We start from the raw sequence: 20,509 nt of genomic DNA, 5'->3' as shown, positions 1-20,509 counted from the left end.
AAGAGCGAGCCTTCAGCTTTGCATGGCCGTCGGCAGCACGATCTCGGCCCGGAGGCCGCCGCCGGGGCGATTGGCGAGGGTCAGTTCGCCGCCGTGGGCCTTGACGATGCTGCGGGCGATGGCGAGGCCGAGGCCGATGCCGCCGGTCTCGCTGCTGCGCGAGGGTTCCAGTCGCACGAATGGCTGGAACGCGTCCTCGAAGCGATCTTCCGGCAGGCCCGGCCCGTCGTCCTCGACCCGGATGGAGACGGTGCCCGGCCCTGTCTGGCCAACGGTGACTTCAGCGCGGCGCCCATAGCGCACCGCATTGTCCACGAGATTGCGCAAGGCCCGCCGCATGGCGACCGGCCGGCATGGCAGCAGGACGTGGGCGGCCATCTGGTCCGCCATCCCCGCATCGGCGCCGACGCCAGCGAATTCCTCCACCACGTCCGCGCACAGATCCGCGATGTCCACCGTCCGGGTCTCTTCACTCGTCGCTTCGGCGCGGGTGAAGGCGAGGGTCGCCTCGCAGATGGCGACCAGTTCGTCGATGGTCGCGACGATGTCGTTGCGCACCTCCACGTCGTCCACGAATTCCGCCTTGAGACGCAGGGTGGTGAGCGGCGTGCGCAGGTCATGGCTGATGGCGGCGAGCAGGCGCATGCGGTCGCGCACGAACTGGCTGAGGCGCTGCTGCATGGTGTTGAAGGCGCGCGTCGCCGCCGCCACCTCGGACGGTCCCCGCACGTCGAGCGGCGGGACACTTTCGCCGCGGCCGAACCGTTCGGAGGCATCGGCAAGGGAACGCAGGGAGCGGGTCTGAAACCGCACGCAGGCCACCGTAACCAGCGAGACGGCCAGCGCCGAGATGAGGAAGGAGAGCACGATGGGCCGGCTCCAGATGCCCGGCAGGCCCACCACCGCATCCACATGCAGCCAGCGCTGGCCCGAGAGCGGCACGCTGAGCGCCACAACGCCGAGACCCGGCCGCAGAGGGCGACTGGGCCCACCCGTGCCACGGCGCAGCCAAGGAAAGTCCTCGCTGCTGCGCTCGGGACAGCGGCTGTCCCACAGGCCATCGGTGTCGATGTGCACGGCCGGCGCTCCATTGCCGACGCCGTGCAGGCGCCGCGACAGGAGGCGGGCGAGCCCTTCCTCCGTCGAGGTCATCTCGTGCGGGGCGGGCGGGTCGGCGGAAACCCAGGCGCAGGTGCCGCGCGTTGTGAAGGCGCCTGCGAGCCGGTCGGCCTGCTCCTCCGGCATGGATTCGATGAGGCGGGTGAGCGTCACGGTCTGGCTGAGCGCCTGCCCGCGCACGATGCCCGCCACCACCGCGTCATGCTCGCTCTGGAGAACCAGCACCAGCAGCACCTGCGCCAGCGCCAGAGTCGCCACCAGCAGCAGCACCAGCCGCCCGGCGAGGCTGCCGGGCCAGAGGAACCGCAAAAGCCGGTTCACAAGTCCTCTCACGCCTCCACCTCCACCGGCGCGGCGAAGACGTAGCCATCGCCCCACACCGTCTTGATGAGGGTGGGGTTCTGCGGGTCGCGCTCGATCCGGCGCCTCAGGCGGCTCACGAGGTTGTCGATGCTGCGGTCGAACACCTGGGCCGGGCGGCCGGCGGTGATGTCGAGCAGCTGGTCGCGCGAGAGCACCACAGAGGGGCGGGTGACGAAGGCGAGCAACAGGCGGAACTCGGCGCTGCCGAGTCGCACTTCGCTGCCGGTCTCGTCCAGCAGCACGCGCCGGCCGGGATCGAGCTGCCAGCGGTCGAAGCGGTAGAGCGCGGGATCGCCCTGCTGCGCCCGCGCCGGCCCCTGCGCCCGGCGCAGGATGGCGCGGATGCGGGCGAGCAGCTCACGCGGATTGAACGGCTTGGTGACGTAGTCGTCCGCACCCAGTTCCAGCCCGACGATCCGGTCGGTCTCCTCCGCCACCGCGGTGAGGAGCACGACGGGAATGTCGCTCGCCTGCCGCAGCTGGCGGCACAAAGTCAGGCCGTCCTCACCCGGCATCATGATGTCGAGCACCACGAGGTCGAAGGTGCCGGTGCGCATCTGCTGGCGCATGTCCACGCCGCCGGATGCGACGCTGACCCGAAACCCGTTCCGCGTCAGGTATTTGGCCAGGAGTTCGCGAATTTCGCGATGATCGTCGACGACGAGGATGTGCGGCGTGCGTTCCATCTTGCCGTTGGGCTGCCGTTCTCTCGGGTTGGGACGCGGGCGCCGGCCGCGTTCCCTTCGGTGCGACTTGAGCCGACCGGCAGGCGCCCGGCCACCGCGAAATTGTATCCAACTGTATCAGCGCGGCCGCGTGGGACGAACATTTACGAAGTGACCGCTGCGGGACAAATTTTCCGGACGCGGATAAGGCATGAACGTCCGCAACGAACCCCGTAGCCAGACCGCCCCGCGCGTCCAGCCAGCACGCTCAGGTTTCGTCTGGAGTTGCAAAGATGTCGTTTGCCGCCGTGCGCCGCACGCTGATCTTCCTCCACCGCTGGATCGCGCTGATCCTGACGCCCGTCTTCCTCATCATCATCGTCACCGGCGCGGTGCTGTCCTTCCGGCCCATCGTGAACAGCGGACAGGGACCACAGCCCGGCACGACGGTGGACGTCGCCGCCCTCACCCAGATCATCGGCACCATCGAGAGGGCCGGAAAACCCGGCGCAACCAGCGTGGTAGAAGGCGGGCGCGCACTGCAGGTCCTGTCGCAGGACCCGGCCGTCGCGGGCCGCTGGGACGTCGCCAGCGGCGCCCACACCCCCGCGCCGTCCGGCGGCATCGACATCTTCCGCACCGCCGAGGGACTGCACAAGACGCTGCTGCTCGGCCTCGGCATCGTGGTGGAGATCGCAAGCTTCCTGATGCTCGGGATCATGGTGGCCGGGCCCTTCCTCGCCTGGCTGCGCTTCCGCAACAGCCTGATGGGCTGGCACACGGCCATAGGCTGGCTCCTGCTGCCGCTCACGCTGACCTCGCCGGTCACGGCGGTGATGCTCTCGCTGCACATCGGCACCGGATCGCGGCCCGAACTGCCGCGTGCCAAGCGCCCGGTGAGCATCACCCAGGCGCTCGCCATCGCCGGGCCTGATCTCGACCTGAGCCGTCTCGCCGGAGCCCGCCGGTTCCGTGGCGGCATGGTCATGCTGCAGATTGCGCCGGATGCGACCGGCCGGAACGGGGGCGGCTTTGTGGTCACCGATACCGGCGTCACGCCGCTTGTCGGCGGCCCGGGCCTCGTCAAGCAGATCCATGAGGGCACCTGGGGCGGCGCGTGGTCGGGGGCGCTCAACTTCGGAATTTCACTGGTTCTTCTGGGCCTTACGGTCACCGGGGTCTATTCTTGGGTGCGACGCAAGGCCCGCAACCGGGTACGGCCGGTGGCGGCCGGCGGCGATATCCTCGTCGCGCACGCCAGCCAGACCGGCACCGCCGCGCGTCTGGCGGGGGCGGTGTTCGAGGGGCTGATCGCGGGTGGGGAGAAGGCGACGCTGGCGCCCCTCGGCGCGCTGAAGCCGGCCGACATCGCCCGCTTTCCCCTCGTGCTCCTCGTCGCCTCCACCACCGGCGAGGGCGAGGTGCCGGACGGCGCGCGGGCCTTTCTGAAGCGTCTGAAAGCCAGTGGCCTCAAGGGGATACGCTTCGCGATGCTCGCCCTGGGCGACCGCAGCTACGCCAATTTCTGCGGTGGTGGCCGGCGCCTGCGGGAGGCTCTGCTGGCGGCGGGCGCGGTCGAGGCGCTGCCGCTTCGGGAGGCCGATGGCGATCCGTCCGGCGCCTTCCTTGCCTGGGTGGACGCGGTGCGCGGCGAACTCGCCCTGAACTGCACCATCGCCGGCCTGCCGCCGGTCTCGTCGCCGCTCGCCCTCACCGTCGCCGACCGCCAGCGCCTCGATGTGCCCGGCACCGACAACACGCGAGAAACATGGAAGATTTTTCTGCAGAGTGCGGAAGATCTCGCCTTCCGTCCCGGCGATCTGGTGCGCATCGCGGCGGGTGCGGGAGAGCGGCCGCGCTCCTATTCGGTGGGCAGTTCCAGCCGGGTCGATCCGCGCCGCATCGCCCTCACCGTCCGGCTGCATGAATGGACCGCAGAGGATGGCGCACGGCACCTCGGGCGGGTCTCCGGGTTCCTGTTACGTGAAGCGGAACAAGGAGTTACGGTCGAGGCCCGGCTTGACCCGCATCCCGGCTTCAACCCGCCGGCCGATCCCTCCTGGCCCATCATGATGATCGCCGCCGGTTCTGGCATCGCGCCCTTCCCCGGCTTCATCGCGGAGCGGCGCGCCTCGGGGCGGGCCGGGCCGGCGTGGCTGATCTTCGGCAACCGCCATCGTGACGGCGATTTCCTGTGGCGCGATATGTTCGAGACGGCCCTCGCCGATGGCTCGCTGACCCGCATGGATACTGCATTCTCGCGCGATTCCGACGACGGCGCGCGGGTGCAGGACCGGCTTCGGCAGCATGCTGCGGAGGTATTTGAATGGCTCGTTGAGACGAAGGCCATCGTCTATATCTGCGGTCGCCGGGCCATGGCGGAGGCGGTATTGGAAAACCTTGCGCAGGTGCTGGTGACGGAGGGCGGGCTGAAGCCGGAGGCCGCGCGGGCGGAGATCGGGCAGTGGGTCGCCGAAGGGCGGGTCCGCGTGGACACGTTCAACTGATGGCGCATATTGGCGCACTTTCACCAGGTGTCAGGTGGGTGTCAGGGCGGCATTCGGTGCAGGTTCGGGACGAGATTCTATTTCGGGGCGGGAAGGCAGGTTGCGCGTGCATGGTTTAGACGGCCAGACCGACCCGGCGGCCCCCTCTCCGGCCGGATGTCCCCCGGTCGCGAGACCCGTGGGGGAGAGACCGGTGGGGTGGCGACCTCAGCGGGCGAGATCCCTGCGGGCGACCCTGGGCGTCCTGGTCGCGCTCACCCTCTCCGCCTGCGCGGTCGGGCCGGAATACGACACGCCGGAGCTGACCCTCCCCGGCCACTGGGGGGCGACGGCGAAGCGGGCGGAGGCGGCGCCGCAGCTGAAGGCGTGGTGGCGGCGCATGGGCGACCCCATGCTCGATGCGCTGATGACGGAAGCGGTCGCCGGCAATCTCGATGTGGCCACCGCCAAGGCCAATGTGCGGGCCGCCCGCGCCTCCTACCACCAGCAGATGGGAACGCTCTTCCCTGAGATCACCGGCAATGCTTCCGGCACGCGGGGCGACAGCGGCGGCGGGGTCAGCCCCAATGGCGACATCACCGTGTCCAACGGCTACGGCCAGTATCAGGCCGGCCTCGATGCCAGCTGGGAGGTCGACCTGTTCGGCGCCAACCGCCGCGGGGTGGAGGCGGCGGCCTACAATGTGGATGCGGTGGTCAACAGCCTCGACGCGGTGCTGCTGACGCTGGTGGGCGATGTCGCCTCCTATTATGCGGACGTGCGCGGCTATCAGGCGCAGATCGCCCTCGCCCGCAGCACCGCCGCCTCGCAGAAGGAGACGGAGGCGCTGACCCGGCGCAAGCTCGATGCCGGCGCCGCCTCGGCCGTGGACCTCGCCAACGCTTCCGGCCTCGTCGCCTCCACCGAGGCCAACATCCCCGAGCTGGAAGCGTCCCTCGCGGCGGCCATCCACCGCATCTCGGTGCTCACCGGCCAGCCCCCGGCGGCGCTCATGCTGCGCCTGTCGCGGGTCAAGCCGGTCCCGACCCCGCGCCTGCCGGTGCCGCGCGGCATTCCCGCCGACGTTCTGACCAACCGGCCGGACGTGCGGGCGGCGGAACGCGCGCTCGGCCAGTCCACCGCCCTCGTCGGGCAGGCGGAGGCGAACCGCTATCCCTCCATCAGCATCACCGGCAACATCAACGCCACCGGCTCGCGGCTTGGCGATCTCGGCCGCGCCTCGTCCATCAGCTGGGCGTTCGGGCCGACGCTCACGGTGCCGATCTTCACCGGCGGGCAATTGAAGGCGCTGGTGGACCTCGCCGAGGCCAATCGCGACGTGTCCTTCATCGCCTACAAGGCGAGCGTGCTGACGGCGCTGGAGGATGTGGAGAACGCCTCCGTCTCGCTCTCCCAGCAGCGCCTCAAGACCGGCAAGCTGACCATCGCCGTCACCTCCTACGGGGAGGCGGCGCGGCTCTCCCGCGCGCTCTACGAGAACGGCTCCACGAGCTTCCTCGACGTGCTCACCGCGGAGCGCTCGCTCTATTCGGCACAGACCCAGCTCATCCAGAGCCGGGTCGCGACCACGAAATACTACATCGCCCTCAACAAGGCGCTCGGCGGCGGCTGGGACGGGGTGGTCGACACCTCCAGACCTGAGGTGGTGGACCAGAACACCGGCCCCCACTTCGCGCGCATCGCGCCACTCGCGCGCCCCGACGGGAGCGCCCAGCCATGACGGTGCTGCCGTGAACGCCTTGCCTCCCCTCGACGAAACCCGCACGGCGCCCGCCGCCACCCGGCCGAAGAAGAAGCCCCGCCGGCTGTGGCGCTGGGGGTTGCTCGCGCTGCTGATCGCCGCCGGCGCCTACGGCTACAGCCGCTACACGGCCCCGGTGCCCGGCTCCGGGCTGATGACCGCCCCCGTCACCCGCGGCAACGTGGAGGAGACGGTGCTGGCCTCCGGCACGCTGAAGCCCTCCAACCTCGTGGCGGTGGGCTCCCAGGCCTCGGGCCGCATCCTCGCCATCAACGTGAAGCTGGGCGACAAGGTGAAGAAGGGCGACCTCATCGCCCAGATCGATTCCGTGACCCAGGAGAATGCCCTGCGCACCGCCGAGGCGGCGCTGGCCAACACCCGCGCGCAGAAGGCCGAGAAGGAGGCGACCCTCGTGCTGAACGAGCAGACCCTCGCCCGCCAGAAGACCATGGTGGCGCAGAAGGCGGTATCGCAGGCGGACTACGAGGCGGCCGATTCCGCGGTGAAGGTGACGCGCGCGCAGCTCGCGGCGCTGGATGCGCAGATCATCTCGGCGCAGGTGGCGGTGGACACCGCCCGCGCCAATCTCGGCTACACGCAGATCACCGCCCCGGCCGATGGCACGGTGCTCGCCCTCGTGGCCCAGCAGGGCCAGACGCTGAACGCGACCCAGACCGCGCCCACCGTCGCCATCCTCGGCCAGCTCGACGTGATGACCGTGCGGGCTGAAATCTCCGAGGCCGACATCATCAAGGTCGCGCCCGGAATGCCCCTGTGGTTCACCGTGGTGGGCGCGCCGGACGAACGGCACAACGCCAAGCTGGGCTTCATCGAGCCGGCGCCGGAGAGCCTGAAGAACGACAGCAGCTTCTCCACCACCAGCAGCTCTTCGTCGTCCTCCTCGTCCGCCACCACCTCCGTGGCCATCTACTATATCGGCGTGTTCGACGTGCCGAACCCCAAGGGCCGGCTGCGCACCTACATGACGCCGGAGGTGCACATCATCCTCGGCCGGGCCGAGAACGTGCTCACCGTGCCCTCCACCGCGCTGGAGCGGGCCGGCAAGGGCTGGCGCGTGCGCGTGCTCCATGGCGACGGCACGGTGGAGCGCCGCCCGGTGGAGGTGGGCCTCAACGACAAGGTGACGGCGGAGATCCGCTCCGGCCTCGCCGAGGGTGAACGCGTGGTGACGGGCGAGGCCGTGGCCGGCGCGTCCGGCGGCGGCGCCGGCGGCCCGCCCCGCCGCCCGCCCATGGGCGGGCTGTGAGGGAGCGGCGGGCATGAACGCGCCCGATATGAACCTATCCCTCGCTCCGCCTCTGGCGGAAACCGGCGAAGCGCCGTTGATCCAGCTCAAGGGCGTGTGGCGCGAATATCCCTCCGGCGAGGGCACCATCGCCGCGCTCAAGGGCATCGACCTCGACATCGCCCGCGGCGAGATGGTGGCCATCGTCGGCGCCTCGGGCTCGGGCAAGTCCACCCTCATGAACATCCTCGGCTGCCTCGACCGGCCCACCTCCGGCAGCTACCGTGTGAGCGGCAAGGAGACGGCGGCGCTGGAGCCGGACGAGCTGGCCGCTTTGCGCCGCGAGCATTTCGGCTTCATCTTCCAGCGCTACCATCTGCTGGGAGAACTCTCCGCCCTCGGCAACGTGGAGATCCCCGCCGTCTATGCCGGCGCCAATGCCGAGGCGCGGCGCGAGCGGGCGGAGGCCATCCTCGCTAGGCTCGGCATGGCGGACCGCACCGGCCACCGGCCGGGCCAGCTCTCCGGCGGCCAGCAGCAGCGCGTGTCCATCGCCCGCGCCCTGATGAACGGCGCCGACGTGATCCTCGCCGACGAGCCCACCGGCGCGCTCGATTCCCGGAGCGGCGCCGAGGTGCTGCGCATTCTCGACGAGCTGAATGCGGAAGGCCGCACCATCATCATCGTCACCCACGACATGAAGGTGGCCGAGCGGGCGCAGCGGGTGATCGAGATCCGCGACGGCGAGATCGTCGCCGACCGGCCCTCGGCCGCGGCCCGCACCCGCATGGTGAGCGTGCCGAAGCCCGTTGCGGCGCCCACCTCGCGGCTCGCCCGCTGGCGCGCCTTCGGCGACCGCCTCTATGAAGCCTTCATCATGGCGCTGCTGGCCATGAACGCGCACCGGCTGCGCACCTTCCTCACCATGCTCGGCATCATCATCGGCATCGCCTCGGTGGTGTGCGTGGTGGCGCTGGGCGAGGGCTCGCGGCAGAAGGTGCTCGCCAACATCTCCAGCCTCGGCACCAACACGCTGGAGATCTTCGCCGGCCGCACCTTCGGCGATACAAGATCGGGCAAGATCACCACGCTGGTGGTGGCGGATGCGGATGCCCTCGCCCGCCAGCATTATGTGGCGGCGGTGACGCCCACCGTCTCCAAATCCACCACCGTGCGCTTCGGCGGCACCGAGGCCAGCGCCCTCATCAACGGGGTCGGCGAGGGCTATTTCGCCGCCAAGGGCGTGCGGCTGACGCAGGGCCGGCTGTTCGACGCCGACAGCGTGCGCGCCCGCACCCTGGAGGCGGTGATCGACGAGAACACGCGCAAGACCCTGTTCGCGGACGTGCCCGGCGGGCCGCTCGGCAAGGTCATCCTCATCGGCGACGTGTTCGCCCGCGTGGTGGGAGTGGCGGCGCCGCAGCAGGGCGGGTTCGGCTCCAGCCAGAACCTCTCCGTCTACCTGCCCTACACCTCGGTGCAGTCCCGCTTCGTCGGCTCCACCTCGCTGCGCTCGATCACCGTGAAGGTGGCCGACGACGCGCCCATGGATGTCGCCGAGCAGCAGGTGACGCGCTTCCTCCTGCAGCGCCACGGCACCAAGGACTTCTTCATCATCAACACCGACGACATTCGCAACACCATCACCGCCACCACCGAGACCATGACGGTGCTGATCGCCGCCATCGCCGTCATCTCCCTCATCGTCGGCGGCATCGGGGTGATGAACATCATGCTGGTGTCGGTGTCCGAGCGGGTGGGCGAGATCGGTGTGCGCATGGCGGTGGGCGCGCGGCAGAGCGACATCCTCAACCAGTTCCTCATCGAGGCGGTGCTGGTGTGCCTCGTGGGCGGCGTCACCGGCATCGCGCTGGCGCTGGGGTTCGGGGTGCTGTTCGCCTATTCGGGCTCCAACTTCACGCTGATCTATTCGGCGAGTTCCATCATCGCCGCCGTGGTGTGCTCCAGCCTCATCGGGGTGGGCTTCGGCTATCTGCCCGCGCGCAACGCCTCCCGCCTCGACCCGGTGACGGCGCTGGCGCGTGACTGATCAGCGCCTGCGCAGCCAGCGCCCGAAGCCGCGACGCGGGCGGGCGGCGGCGCGAGCCTGCGCCTCGTCTCTGTCGGCCGCGGCCTGCGCGTCCTCGGCGGCGCGCACCCGCTCCAGCGCCCGCGTGGCGATGGCTTCGAGGGCGGGATCGCCGGACGCGCGCAGGCCCTCGGCCGCCAGCCGGCAGAAGTCCGGGACGGCCGTCTCGATGGATCGCGCGAACCAGGCGCACGCCTCCTCCGCCGCGCCGTCCGCATAGCGCGTGCGGGCATAGTCGAACTGGCCGCGATAATCCCCGCCGAGCGCCGCGCGGCGATACCAGCGGCGCGCGGCCACGGGATCGGCCGGCCGGCCCCAGCCCTGCTCCAGAAACCGGCCGATCATGGCCATGGCCTTGGGATGCCCCCGCCGCGCCGCCCGCACGAACCAGTGGAGCGCAAGGGCCGGATCAGCGGCGAAATCGGCGGCATTCACCAGCAGCGTGCCGAGGTTGAACTGCGCCCACACATGCCCTTCGACCGCCGCCGCGCGATAGCGCCGACCGGCCGCGTCGCGGTCGCGTGGCACGCCCCAGCCCTTCTCATGGCAGCGCCCCACCATGTTCACGCCGTCGAGGCTACCCGCGTCGGCGGCGATGACGAACCACCGGTACGCAGCCTCGGCATCGCGCGCGACGCCGGTGCCATCCAGCAGCATCTGGCCATACACCACCTGCGCGCTCAAGATGCCGTTGTGCGCCGCCGCCCGCACCAGCGCGACGCTCCGCGCCGGCTCCGCCGCCAGCCCCGCGCGCAGTTCGTCCGCGCTCATGCCCTTCAGGGCGCTGTAGGAAATCCGCTCGTCGCCCATGCCCGGCCCGCCGCGCCCCGAGGGGCATGCCGGGGCGATAGACCGTCGCGACGCGCCTTCATGTCAAGCCGGGGCGCGCAGTTCTTAAATGGAACAGTTCTTGTTTTGAATGATTTCAGGTGGTGTACCGATATGTATCATTGAGTATTGCCATATCTCCATCCGCCACTTTTCGGCCCACCTTGGACCAGATCAAAAACATAGTTGTTGCGCTGCGGAATGCAGGGCCTCTATACGTCACGCAACAGAATGATGACTTCCATATACGTGCCGCCGCCCGGTTGAGGGGTGGCGCGCCCACAGTCAGGGTTTGCTTCGTCATGGTCCGGAACAGACCTTAACTCCTGATTTTGCGCTCATTATTGCAGACACCGCCCTGACGCCCGTTCCGTCAGCGCTCGACTATTGCCGAAACCAGCCCGCAGCGCGCCGCCGCAAGCATCGCCGGGCATCTCACCTTACGGGGAAAGATCATGGGAGCGTTGAGCACACTTCGGCCCACCATGTCGCGTTCGACGGTGGGCGCCGGCCTTGTGATGGGCCTGTCGGCCGTGCCCTTCATGGAGGCCTTCGCCCAGCAGGCGACCGCGCCCGCCGGCGCCGACACGGACCTGCCGACCATCGTCGTCGACGCCGATGGCGAGCCGGTCAATTCGCTGGAGGCGACCACCGGCCTGTCGCGCCTGCCCGGCACCATCCAGGACACGCCGCAGACCGTCACCGTCATCTCCCAGCAGACCATGCAGCAGCAGGGCGTGACGACGCTGGAGCAGGCGCTGCGCAATGTTCCGGGCGTCACCGTCGGCATCGGCGAGGGCGGCGGCGGCATGAACGGCGACCAGTTCCGCATCCGCGGCTTCCAGGCCAAGGGCGACGTCTTCATCAACGGCCTGCGCGACTTCGGCGTCTATGTGCGCGACAACTTCGCCTACGAGAACGTGGAGGTCTTCAAGGGGCCAAGTTCCGAGAGCTTCGGTTCCGGCACCACGGGCGGCGCCATCAACATGCAGCTGAAGCAGGCGCACCGCGGCGACAAGTATGACGTGGACGGCCAGTTCGGCTCCGGCCCGCTCTATCGCGGCGTGTTCGACTTCAACAAGCAGATCGACGACACCACGGCCGCCCGCATCGTCGGCATGTTCAACGCCCAGGACATCGTGGACCGCGACCATGTGGAGGCCAACCGCTGGGGCCTCATGGGCTCGCTGGGCTTCGGCCTCGGCACCAGCCAGACGCTCTATCTCAACTATCTCTACCAGCACGGCGACCGCACGCCGGACTATGGCGTGCCCATCGTGACGCCGCTGTTCAACGATGCGAAGAAATTCGGCGCCATCGGCGTGCCGGTGACGGAATGGGGCGTTCCGCGCTCCAACTTCTACGGCAAGGTGACGGATCGCGACATCACCGACACCAACATGTTCACGGCGAACTACAAGAACGAGATCAACGACTGGCTGACCTTCACCAACGACAGCCGTGTCGGATACTACACGCGCGATTTCGCCGCCTCGGTGCCGGGTTGCAGCAACGGCTCGACCAATACGGTACCAGCCACGCCGAAGATCTACGCCGCGAGCTGCACGGGGCAGTTCTTCGCCGGCAACAACCCCGCCATCACCTTCGGCGGCGGCAATCCGGGCTATCTACAGGAAAGTCTCGCGGCCGAGAATGTCGCGACCATGACCGCCAAGTTCAACACCGGCTTCCTCAGGCACGAGCTGGTGACGGGCATCGACTATTACTTCGTCAACGACAGCCGCAACCTGCTCTCCCTCAACGGCTCCAAGGGCCTCTCGACCATCTGGCTCCCGGTCTACGAGAACACGACCGGCTATTATCTCTACGAGAATCCGTTCGGCAACAACGGCCAGAAGATCAGCAACAGCTATGATTTCGGCGCCTTCGCCAGCGACCGTATCTGGTTCACGGACCAGCTCTCCATCCTCGGCGGCATCCGCTGGGACAATTATTCGGCCGATTACAAATACTGGTGCGTGGACGCGCAGGGCACCTCCACCGTGCCGGGCTGCAAGAACAGCAAGGGCACCTGGATCAACGCCGATTCCAACACCCGCTTCTTCAGCCCCAAGGCCTCGCTGATCTGGGAGCCGACGAAGACCCAGACCTATTACGTCTCGTACGCGAAGTCCTTCAGCCCGCAGGGCGGCTTTCCCACCAACGACGTGACCGTGGTCAACCCGGTGCAGAACAATCTTGAGCCGGAAGACAACGAGACGTGGGAGGCCGGCGCCAAGGTCTCGGTGCTGGACGGCAGGCTCGGGCTCACCGGCGCGGTGTTCCGCATCAACAAGAGCAACGTCTTCTACACCGATCCCGTGACCGGAAATTCGGTGGAGAGCGGTGAGAACCAGCGGGTGCAGGGCATCGAGCTGGGCGTGACCGGCACCATCACCGACGCCTGGACCATCCAGGCCGGCTACGCCTATTACTCCAGCGAAATCCTCACCTCGACCACGCTGAGCTACATCGGCAACGAGGTGCCCTTCGTCTCGCCCAACAACTTCACGCTCTGGACCACCTACGACCTCATCAAGGGCGGCGTGGTGCGGGCCATCCCCGGCCAGCTTCTGGTGGGCGGCGGCATCACCTATGCCGACGGCTATTTCACCAACAGCGCCAACACGGCCATCATTCCCGAGACCTTCTCGCTCGACGCGCTGATCTCGTACAAGCACGACAAGTATCGCGTGGCGCTCAACGGCTACAACCTCACCAACGCGCTGAACTATTCGGCCGGCTGGGGCAACCGCGCCGTTCCCGCGCCGGGCCGCTCGTTCACGCTGAGCGTGGGCTACACCTTCTGATCGTCACGAAAACGGCGTCGGCGCGGTCGACACGGCCGGGCCGACGCTGCCCGTTTCTGGATGCGCGATGCTCGTTGAAATCCCCGATCTCCTCACCGCGGCCGAGGTCGCCCACTGCCGCCGCGTGCTGGAAGGCTCGCCCTGGGTGGACGGCCGCGTGACGGCCGGCGTGCAGGCGGCGAAATCCAAGCAGAATTTGCAGATTCCGGTGGAGTCGGCCGAGGCGCAGGAGCTGGGTGATCTCATCCTGCGGGCGCTGGGCCGCAACGGGATTTTCAACTCGGCGGCCATGCCGCTCCATGTGCTGCCGCCCATGTTCAACCGCTACGACGTGGGCATGAAGTTCGGTGCCCATGTGGATGGCGCCATCCGCGCCATCCCCGGCGCCGGGCGGCGGATGCGGGCGGATGTCTCCACCACCGTCTTCCTCACCGATCCCGCCGATTATGACGGCGGCGAACTCCTCATCGAGGACAGTTACGGCGTCCACGAGGTGAAGCTGCCCGCCGGCCATGCGGTGGTCTATCCCGCCAGCAGCCTGCACAGCGTGCGCGAGATCACCCGCGGCAGCCGCTGGGGCTCCTTCTTCTGGACCCAGTCCATGATCCCGGACGATGGCCGCCGCGCGCTGCTCTACGACCTCGACCTCGCCATCATGGCCGTGCGCAGCCGCCTGCCGGACGACGAGCCGGCGGTGCTCCAGCTCACCAACGTCTACCACAACCTGCTCCGGAGCTGGGCGCAGATGTAAAGCCCGCGCGGCGCCTGAGCGAAGGCAACGGGAAAGCCCCCCGCGCGGCGACTGAGCGGCCGCACTGCCGGCAAAGGCGCTACTGGTTGATCTCCGGCTCCACCAGCCGCGCCAGATTGCGCAGGGAGTCCTGCCAGCCGAGATAGCAGGCCTCGACGGGAATGACGTCCGGGATGCCGGTCTGGGTGATCTCCACCTCGGTACCCATGGAGACCTTCTTCAGCACGATGGTCACGTCGATATCGCCGGGCAGGGCGGGCGTGTCGAAGCGGTCGGTGTAACGCACGCGTTCGCCGGGGACCAACTCGTGAAACTCCCCGCCGAAGGCGTCGCTGTGGCCGGTGGTGAAGTTGCGGAACGACATGCGGAAGGTGCCGCCCACCACCGCGTCGAGATGATGCACCGTGCAGGTGAAGCCGTTGGGCGGCAGCCACTTGGCGAGCGCATCGGCCTCGATGAAGGCGCGATAGACCTTCTCCGGGCTGGTGGTGAGGATGCGGTGCAGGCGAACGGTGCCGGGCATGTCTCTTCTCCCTGTCAGAGCACGCGCCGATCTGATCGCATCGCGATCAGATCGGATCACGCGTTCTCTTTCTTAAAGTGAGAGGGCGATTCACCGATCAAATTGATTCAATTTGATCGGATCGCGCTCTAGAGGCGGCGGCGCCGCCCGTCACCCCAAAAGGACGAACGGCGCGCGCCGCACCCGACACCCGCGCGCCGTTTTTCCGCTCACCCCACCTCGGGCAGGCGGTGGATGTATTTGTCGAGGGTGATGGGATAGTCCCGCACCCGCACCCCGGTGGCGTTGTAGAGCGCATTGGCCACTGCCGCGCCCACCCCGCACAGGCCGAGCTCGCCCACGCCCTTCGCCTTCATGGGCGAGGACATGGGGTCGGTCTCGTCGAGGAAGATCACCTCCTGGTGCGGGATGTCCGCATGCACCGGCACCTCGTAGCCGGCGAGATCGTGGTTGACGAAGAAGCCGTGGCGGCGGTCCACCGCCAGCTCCTCGAACAGCGCGGCGCCCACCCCCATGGTCATGGCGCCGATCACCTGGCTGCGGGCGGTCTTGGGGTTGAGGATGCGACCCGCCGCGCACACCGCCAGCATGCGTCGCACCCGCGCCTCGCCGGTGGCCGCATCCACCGCCATTTCCACGAAATGGCCGGCGAAGGTGGATTGCTGGTAGCGCTTGCCGAGGTCGCCATATTCGATGGTGTCCTCCGCCGTCAGCCCGTCCGCGCCCGCCGCCTGAGCCAGCGGCACGGCCCGGTTGCCGGCGCGCACCTCGCCATCGGCGAACACCGCCTCCTTGGAATTGAAGCCGAGGGTGCGGGCCACCTCCTCGCGCAGCTTCATGCAGGCGGCGTAGACGCCGGAGGTGGCGTTGTTGGCGCCCCATTGCCCGCCCGAGCCGCAGGACGCCGGCAGCGATGAATCGCCCAGCACCACGCGCACCTTGTCGAGCCCCACGCCCATCATCTCCGCCGCCGTCTGAGCGAGGATGGTGTAGCTGCCGGTGCCGATGTCGGTCATGGCGGTTTCCACCGTCACCCGGCCCTCGGCATCGAGCCGCACCCGCGCGCCGGACTTCATGAGGAGGTTGTTGCGGAAGCCCACAGCCATGCCCATGCCGATCAGTTGGTCGCCCTCCCGCACCTGCCCAGGCTTGGGATTGCGCCGGCTCCAGCCGAACCGCTCCGCGCCGAGGCGCAGGCAGGCGACCAGTTGGCGCTGGGAGAAGGGGCGGTCGGGGTTTTCGGGGTCGCGCTCGGTGTCGTTGAGGACGCGGAACTCCACCGGGTCGATGCCGAGCTTCTCCGCCATCTCGTCCATGGCGATTTCCAGCGCCATCAGGCCCGGCGCCTCGCCGGGGGCGCGCATGGCGTTGCCCTCGGGCAGATGGAGGGTGGCGAGCCGCATGGCGGTGAGGCGATGGGCGCCGGCATAGAGCAGGCGCGTCTGGTTCACCGCCGTCTCCAGCCCGCCGCCGGGCAGGTCGCCGGACCAGCTCTTGTGGCCGATGGCGGTGATGCGCCCGTCCCGCCCCGCGCCGATGCGGATGCGCTGGATGGTGGCGGGACGGTGGGTGGTGTTGTTGACGATCAGCGGACGATGCAGCGCCACCTTCACCGGCCGCCCCGCCGCCCGCGCGCCCAGCGCCGCCAGCATCGCATCGGCCCGGATGAAGAGTTTGCCGCCGAACCCGCCGCCGATATAGGGCGAGATCAGGCGCACCCTGTCCTTGGGCAGGCCGAGCATGCGCGCGAGGTCGCTGCGGCCCCACTCGATCATCTGGTTTGAGGTCCACACCGTCAGCCGGTCGCCGTCCCAGGCGGCGGTGGAGGCGTATGGCTCCATCATGGCGTGGGTCTGGTCGGGGGTGGAATAGGTGGCGTCGAGGCGCACCGGGGCAGCGGCGAAAGCCCCGTGGAAATCGCCCACGGCCGTGTCGGCCGCCCCGCCCATGCCGTCGCCTTTCTCAGGTCTAACGGCGCCTTCCATGGCCTTGGCGAGGTCGAAGGCGCCCTCGGCGGGGGCATAGTCCACCTTCACCAGCGCGGCGGCCGCGCGGGCCTGCTCGAACGTGTCGGCCACCACCAGAGCCACCGCCTGGTGATAGTGCTCCACCTCCGGACCGGCGAGGAGCAGCGCCGTATTGTTGTTGCCCTTCTTCAGCGGCCCCGCATTGGCGGCCGTGACCACGGCGACGACGCCGGGCGCCGCCTCCGCGGCCGACGTGTCGAGCGCGGTGATGCGGCCCCTGGCGATGGTCGCGCCCACCACGAAGCCGTGGGCGGCATTGGGCGCCACGTCGTGCCGCTCATAGGCATAGGGCGCGGTGCCGGTGGTCTTCAACGGCCCGTCGATGCGGGAGACGGGCTGGCCGATGATCTTCAGCTGGTCGATGGGATTGTCGGCGGCGGGTGTCTCGAACTTCATGGCTCAATTCCTCCCGTCCACGAGCACGGCACCGAGGGTGCGCTCCACGAGCGTCACCTTGAACGCATTGTCGGGTGTGGGCTTGGCGCCATCGAGCAGGCGCTCGGTCACGGCCTTCGCGCCGCGCGGCAGTTCGGCTTCCGCCTCTTCCACCCGCCACGGCCTGTGCGCCACGCCGCCGAGCGCGATGCGCCCGGTGCCGTCCTCATGGATCACCGCCGCGACGGAGACGAGGGCGAAGGCGTAGGAGGCGCGGTCCCGCACCTTGCGATAGACCTGCCGCCCGCCCACGGGCTTGGGCAGGGTGACGGCGGTGATAAGCTCGCCGGGCTCCAAAGCGGTCTCGATGTGAGGCGTGTCGCCGGGCAGGCGATGGAAGTCCGCCATGGCGATCCGCCGGGTGGCGCCGGTGGGCCCGACGGTCTCCACCACCGCATCGAGGGCACGCATGGCCACCGCCATGTCGCTGGGATGGGTGGCGATGCAGGCCTCGCTGGCGCCGATGATGGCGAGCTGGCGGGAATAGCCGCCGAGCGCCGCGCAGCCGCTGCCGGGCGCGCGTTTGTTGCAGGCCTGCGCGGGGTCGTAGAAATAGGGGCAGCGCGTGCGCTGGAGCAGGTTTCCGGCGGTGGTCGCCTTGTTGCGCAACTGGGCGGAGGCGCCAGCCAGCAGGGCGCGGGAGAGCACCGGATAGTCCCGCCGCACCCGCGCGTCGGCGGCCAGATCGGTGTTGCGCACCAGCGCGCCGATGCGCAGGCCGCCGTCGTCCGTCGCCTCGATGCGGTCGAGGCCGAGGCCATTCACGTCGATGAGATGGGCCGGCGTCTCGATCTGCAGCTTCATGAGATCGAGCAGATTGGTGCCGCCGGCGATGAAGCGGGCGCCGGGGGTCGCCGCCGCCGCGCCCGCCGCAGCGGCCGGCGTCAGGGCGCGCTCGTAGGTGAAGGGCTTCATGCGCGCCTCCCCGCCACCTCGACGATGGCCTCCACGATGTTGGAATAGGCGCCGCAGCGGCAGATGTTGCCGCTGATGCGCTCGCGGATTTCCGCCTCGGTGAGTTCGACCGGTGCGGTGAGGTCGCCGGTGACGTGGCTCGGAATGTCAGCCTTCACCTCGGCGAGCACCGCCACCGCCGAGCAGATCTGCCCCGGGGTGCAATAGCCGCACTGGTAGCCGTCATGTTCCACGAAGGCCGCCTGCATGGGGTGGAGCTGGTCGGGCGTGCCCAGCCCTTCGATGGTGGTGACGCTCTGGCCCTCGTGCATGAGCGCAAGCGACAGGCAGGAATTGATCCGCCGCCCGTCCACGATCACCGTGCAGGCACCGCACTGGCCGTGGTCGCAGCCCTTCTTGGTGCCGGTGAGGTGGAGGGTTTCGCGCAGCAGGTCGAGCAGCGTGGTGCGGGTATCCACCTCGATTTCGCGGATCACGCCGTTGACGGTGAGGGAGACCGTCGCGTGACTGGGGCCGGATGCCCCCGGCAGGGCGGCGGGCTGGGCCTCGGCGCCGCCGGGAAGGGAGGAGGCGACCGCCGTGGCGGCCCCGGCGAGGATCACCTCACGCCGGTTGATATCGAGATCATGGGAGCGCGCCATGGGTGCCTGATCCTCCTTCGGACGGGTGCCTGTGGCTGATGGAATCGGATGCGGAGCGGCACGAGCGCGGCCGTTGCCGTCAGGATGCGCATGGATCGGGTCGGCCGGCCAGACGACGCCTGCCGAACCGGCGTCCAACGCCGGCGCGGACGCGCGGTTCCGCACTGCGGGATCACGGAACCGTCAGGCCGTGGCGCGCGCGGGCCGGGCCTCGTCCGGGCATGCGGGCATGAAGGTAGTGACTCCCGCCGCCTCCGGCGTCGGAACTTCTCAGTGGCCCCCGCCGCCTCCGGCGCCGGGTTTGGGCCGCTTCATCAGAGGCGCGGCGATCACCAGCGCGACGAACAGGAAGGTGAGCAGGTAGAAGACGTCCGAGAAGGCCATCACCAGCGCCTGCTGGCGCACCATGGCCGCCATCTGCTTCAACGCCGCCGCCGAGGCATCCGAGCCGAGCCGGGCGAGGCCGGCGGTGATGGTGTCGAGCCGCTCCACCGCCGTGGAGCTTGCCCAGTCCACATGCTCGTGCAGGCGGGCGATGTGCAGGTCCCAGCGGTTGTTCAACACCGTGTTGATGAGCGCGAGCCCCACCGCGCCGCCCAGATTGCGCATGAGGTTGAACAGGCCGGACGCGTTCTTCATCTGCGCCGGCGGCATGGTGCCGAGCGAGATGTTGTTGATGGGGATCATCGCGATCATCAGCCCCACGCCGCGCAGGATTTGCGGGATGAGCAGCTCCCAGAAGTCCCAGTCCTTGGTGATGTACGTCACCCACCACGTGCCCACCCCGAAGGCGGCGAAACCGGCGCCCATCATGATGCGCGGGTCGATCTTGGTCATCAGCCGCCCGGCGATGGGCGCGGTGAGGAACATGGCGATGCCGGTGACGAACATGGTCTCGCCGATCATGAGCGCCGAGTAGCCGCGCACCCGGCCGAGGAAGACGGGATAGAGATAGGTGAGCCCGTAGAGCCCGATGCCCATGATGAAGCTGAAGGCCGAGCCGATGGTGAAATTGCGGTTCTCGAACGCGCGCAGGTCCACCACCGGATGGTCGGTGGAGAAGACGCGGGCAAAGAAGGCGAGGGACGACACGGCGCACACGATGGCGAAGGCGACGATGGTCTGGTCCTCGAACCAGTCGTTGGTCGGCCCCTCCTCCAGCACGAATTCAAGGCTGCCGAGGAAGCCCGCCATGAAGAGCAGGCCCCACCAGTCGAACTTGTCGAGCAGCGCGAAATCCGGCTCGTCGAAGTCGATCAGCGTCACCGCCGCCAGCACCACGAACATGCCGGGAATGACGTTGATGAGGAACAGCCAGTGCCAGGAGAACAGGTCGGTGAGATAGCCGCCCACCGTCGGGCCGATGGTGGGCGCCAGCGTCGCCACGAGGCCGATCATGGGCGCCACGATGGGCTGCTTCTCGCGCGGGAACACCGTATAGGCGGCGGCGAAGACGGTGGGGATCATGCCGCCGCCGAGGAAGCCCTGCAGCGCGCGGTAGACGATCATCTCGTTGATGGAGGAGGCGGTCGCGCACATGAAGCTCATGAGCGTGAAGCCCGCCGCCGAGGCCGCGAACAGCCAGCGCGTGGACAGCGCCCGCGACAGGAAGCCTGAGAGCGGGATCATCACCACCTCGGCGATGAGGTAGCTGGTCTGCACCCAGGAGATTTCGTCGGACGACGCGGCAAGGCCCGCCTGGATCTCGGCCAGGGAGGCGGAGACGATCTGGATGTCCAGGATCGCCATGAACATGCCGAACACCATGCACAGGAAGGCGAACATGCGCCGCCCGTCCACATGCGCGGCGGGGGCCGCAGGAGGGGCGGCAGGAGGAGCGCCCGCTGCG

14 protein-coding genes are annotated in these 20,509 nt (G+C 68.8%); 6 read left to right on the top strand and 8 right to left on the bottom strand.

What is annotated here, in order from left to right; all coding sequences use genetic code 11:
• Positions 1 to 12: 12 nt before the first annotated feature.
• Together A37E_RS0110440 and A37E_RS0110435 are read right to left on the bottom strand one after the other, a co-directional pair.
• On the bottom strand, positions 13 to 1,452 hold the full coding sequence (locus A37E_RS0110440; protein WP_245279312.1) for an ATP-binding protein: 1,440 nt from the start codon (positions 1,450 to 1,452) through the stop codon (positions 13 to 15).
• The gene (locus A37E_RS0110435; RefSeq protein WP_024281143.1) at positions 1,449 to 2,168 is read right to left on the bottom strand and encodes a response regulator; all 720 of its coding nucleotides are present in this window, start codon (positions 2,166 to 2,168) and stop codon (positions 1,449 to 1,451) included. The genes A37E_RS0110440 and A37E_RS0110435 overlap by 4 nt, the downstream gene beginning before the upstream one ends.
• Before the next feature lie 272 nt (positions 2,169 to 2,440).
• Between A37E_RS0110435 and A37E_RS0110430 the strand changes: the two genes are divergently transcribed.
• From A37E_RS0110430 to A37E_RS0110415, 4 genes are all read left to right on the top strand, one after another.
• Entirely contained in the window at positions 2,441 to 4,654 is a 2,214-nt protein-coding gene (locus tag A37E_RS0110430; RefSeq protein ID WP_029556530.1) for a sulfite reductase flavoprotein subunit alpha, read from the top strand.
• A gap of 193 nt (positions 4,655 to 4,847) precedes the next feature.
• A complete protein-coding gene (locus tag A37E_RS0110425; RefSeq protein WP_051678926.1) occupies positions 4,848 to 6,374 on the top strand; it encodes an efflux transporter outer membrane subunit in 1,527 nt (508 codons plus the stop codon).
• A gap of 109 nt (positions 6,375 to 6,483) precedes the next feature.
• Positions 6,484 to 7,662 (top strand): efflux RND transporter periplasmic adaptor subunit, encoded by a 1,179-nt coding sequence (locus A37E_RS0110420; protein WP_245279442.1) that lies wholly within the window; start codon positions 6,484 to 6,486, stop codon positions 7,660 to 7,662.
• Between the two features lie 13 nt (positions 7,663 to 7,675).
• The gene (locus tag A37E_RS0110415) at positions 7,676 to 9,691 is read left to right on the top strand and encodes a MacB family efflux pump subunit (protein ID WP_245279311.1); all 2,016 of its coding nucleotides are present in this window, start codon (positions 7,676 to 7,678) and stop codon (positions 9,689 to 9,691) included.
• On the opposite strand, the gene A37E_RS0110410 is transcribed toward A37E_RS0110415, so the two are convergent.
• A complete protein-coding gene (locus A37E_RS0110410; RefSeq protein ID WP_051678925.1) occupies positions 9,692 to 10,540 on the bottom strand; it encodes a tetratricopeptide repeat protein in 849 nt (282 codons plus the stop codon).
• A 473-nt stretch (positions 10,541 to 11,013) separates the two neighbouring features.
• Between A37E_RS0110410 and A37E_RS0110405 the strand changes: the two genes are divergently transcribed.
• Both A37E_RS0110405 and A37E_RS0110400 read left to right on the top strand, forming a co-directional pair.
• Positions 11,014 to 13,368, top strand: a complete 2,355-nt coding sequence (locus A37E_RS0110405; protein WP_245279310.1) for a TonB-dependent siderophore receptor — start codon at positions 11,014 to 11,016, stop codon at positions 13,366 to 13,368.
• Between the two features lie 67 nt (positions 13,369 to 13,435).
• Positions 13,436 to 14,119, top strand: a complete 684-nt coding sequence (locus A37E_RS0110400) for a Fe2+-dependent dioxygenase (protein WP_029556524.1) — start codon at positions 13,436 to 13,438, stop codon at positions 14,117 to 14,119.
• A gap of 79 nt (positions 14,120 to 14,198) precedes the next feature.
• Here A37E_RS0110400 and A37E_RS0110395 read toward each other — a convergent pair whose 3' ends face one another.
• From A37E_RS0110395 to A37E_RS0110375, 5 genes are all read right to left on the bottom strand, one after another.
• Positions 14,199 to 14,642 (bottom strand): SRPBCC family protein, encoded by a 444-nt coding sequence (locus tag A37E_RS0110395; protein WP_029556523.1) that lies wholly within the window; start codon positions 14,640 to 14,642, stop codon positions 14,199 to 14,201.
• A 209-nt stretch (positions 14,643 to 14,851) separates the two neighbouring features.
• A complete protein-coding gene (paoC, locus tag A37E_RS0110390) occupies positions 14,852 to 17,065 on the bottom strand; it encodes an aldehyde oxidoreductase molybdenum-binding subunit PaoC (RefSeq protein WP_029556522.1) in 2,214 nt (737 codons plus the stop codon).
• 3 nt (positions 17,066 to 17,068) lie between these two features.
• Complete coding sequence (locus A37E_RS0110385; protein WP_029556521.1) at positions 17,069 to 18,019, bottom strand: xanthine dehydrogenase family protein subunit M; 951 nt, start codon at positions 18,017 to 18,019, stop codon at positions 17,069 to 17,071.
• On the bottom strand, positions 18,016 to 18,660 hold the full coding sequence (paoA, locus tag A37E_RS0110380) for an aldehyde dehydrogenase iron-sulfur subunit PaoA (protein ID WP_029556520.1): 645 nt from the start codon (positions 18,658 to 18,660) through the stop codon (positions 18,016 to 18,018). Before paoA ends, A37E_RS0110385 begins: the two co-directional genes overlap by 4 nt.
• A 270-nt stretch (positions 18,661 to 18,930) precedes the next feature.
• Entirely contained in the window at positions 18,931 to 20,445 is a 1,515-nt protein-coding gene (locus A37E_RS0110375) for a DHA2 family efflux MFS transporter permease subunit (protein WP_245279441.1), read from the bottom strand.
• Between the last annotated feature and the right edge of the window lie 64 nt (positions 20,446 to 20,509).

The organism is Xanthobacter sp. 91 (assembly GCF_000702385.1).
GTDB classification, from domain to species: domain Bacteria; phylum Pseudomonadota; class Alphaproteobacteria; order Rhizobiales; family Xanthobacteraceae; genus Xanthobacter; species Xanthobacter aminoxidans.
This window is presented reverse-complemented; position numbering and strand designations above follow the sequence as displayed.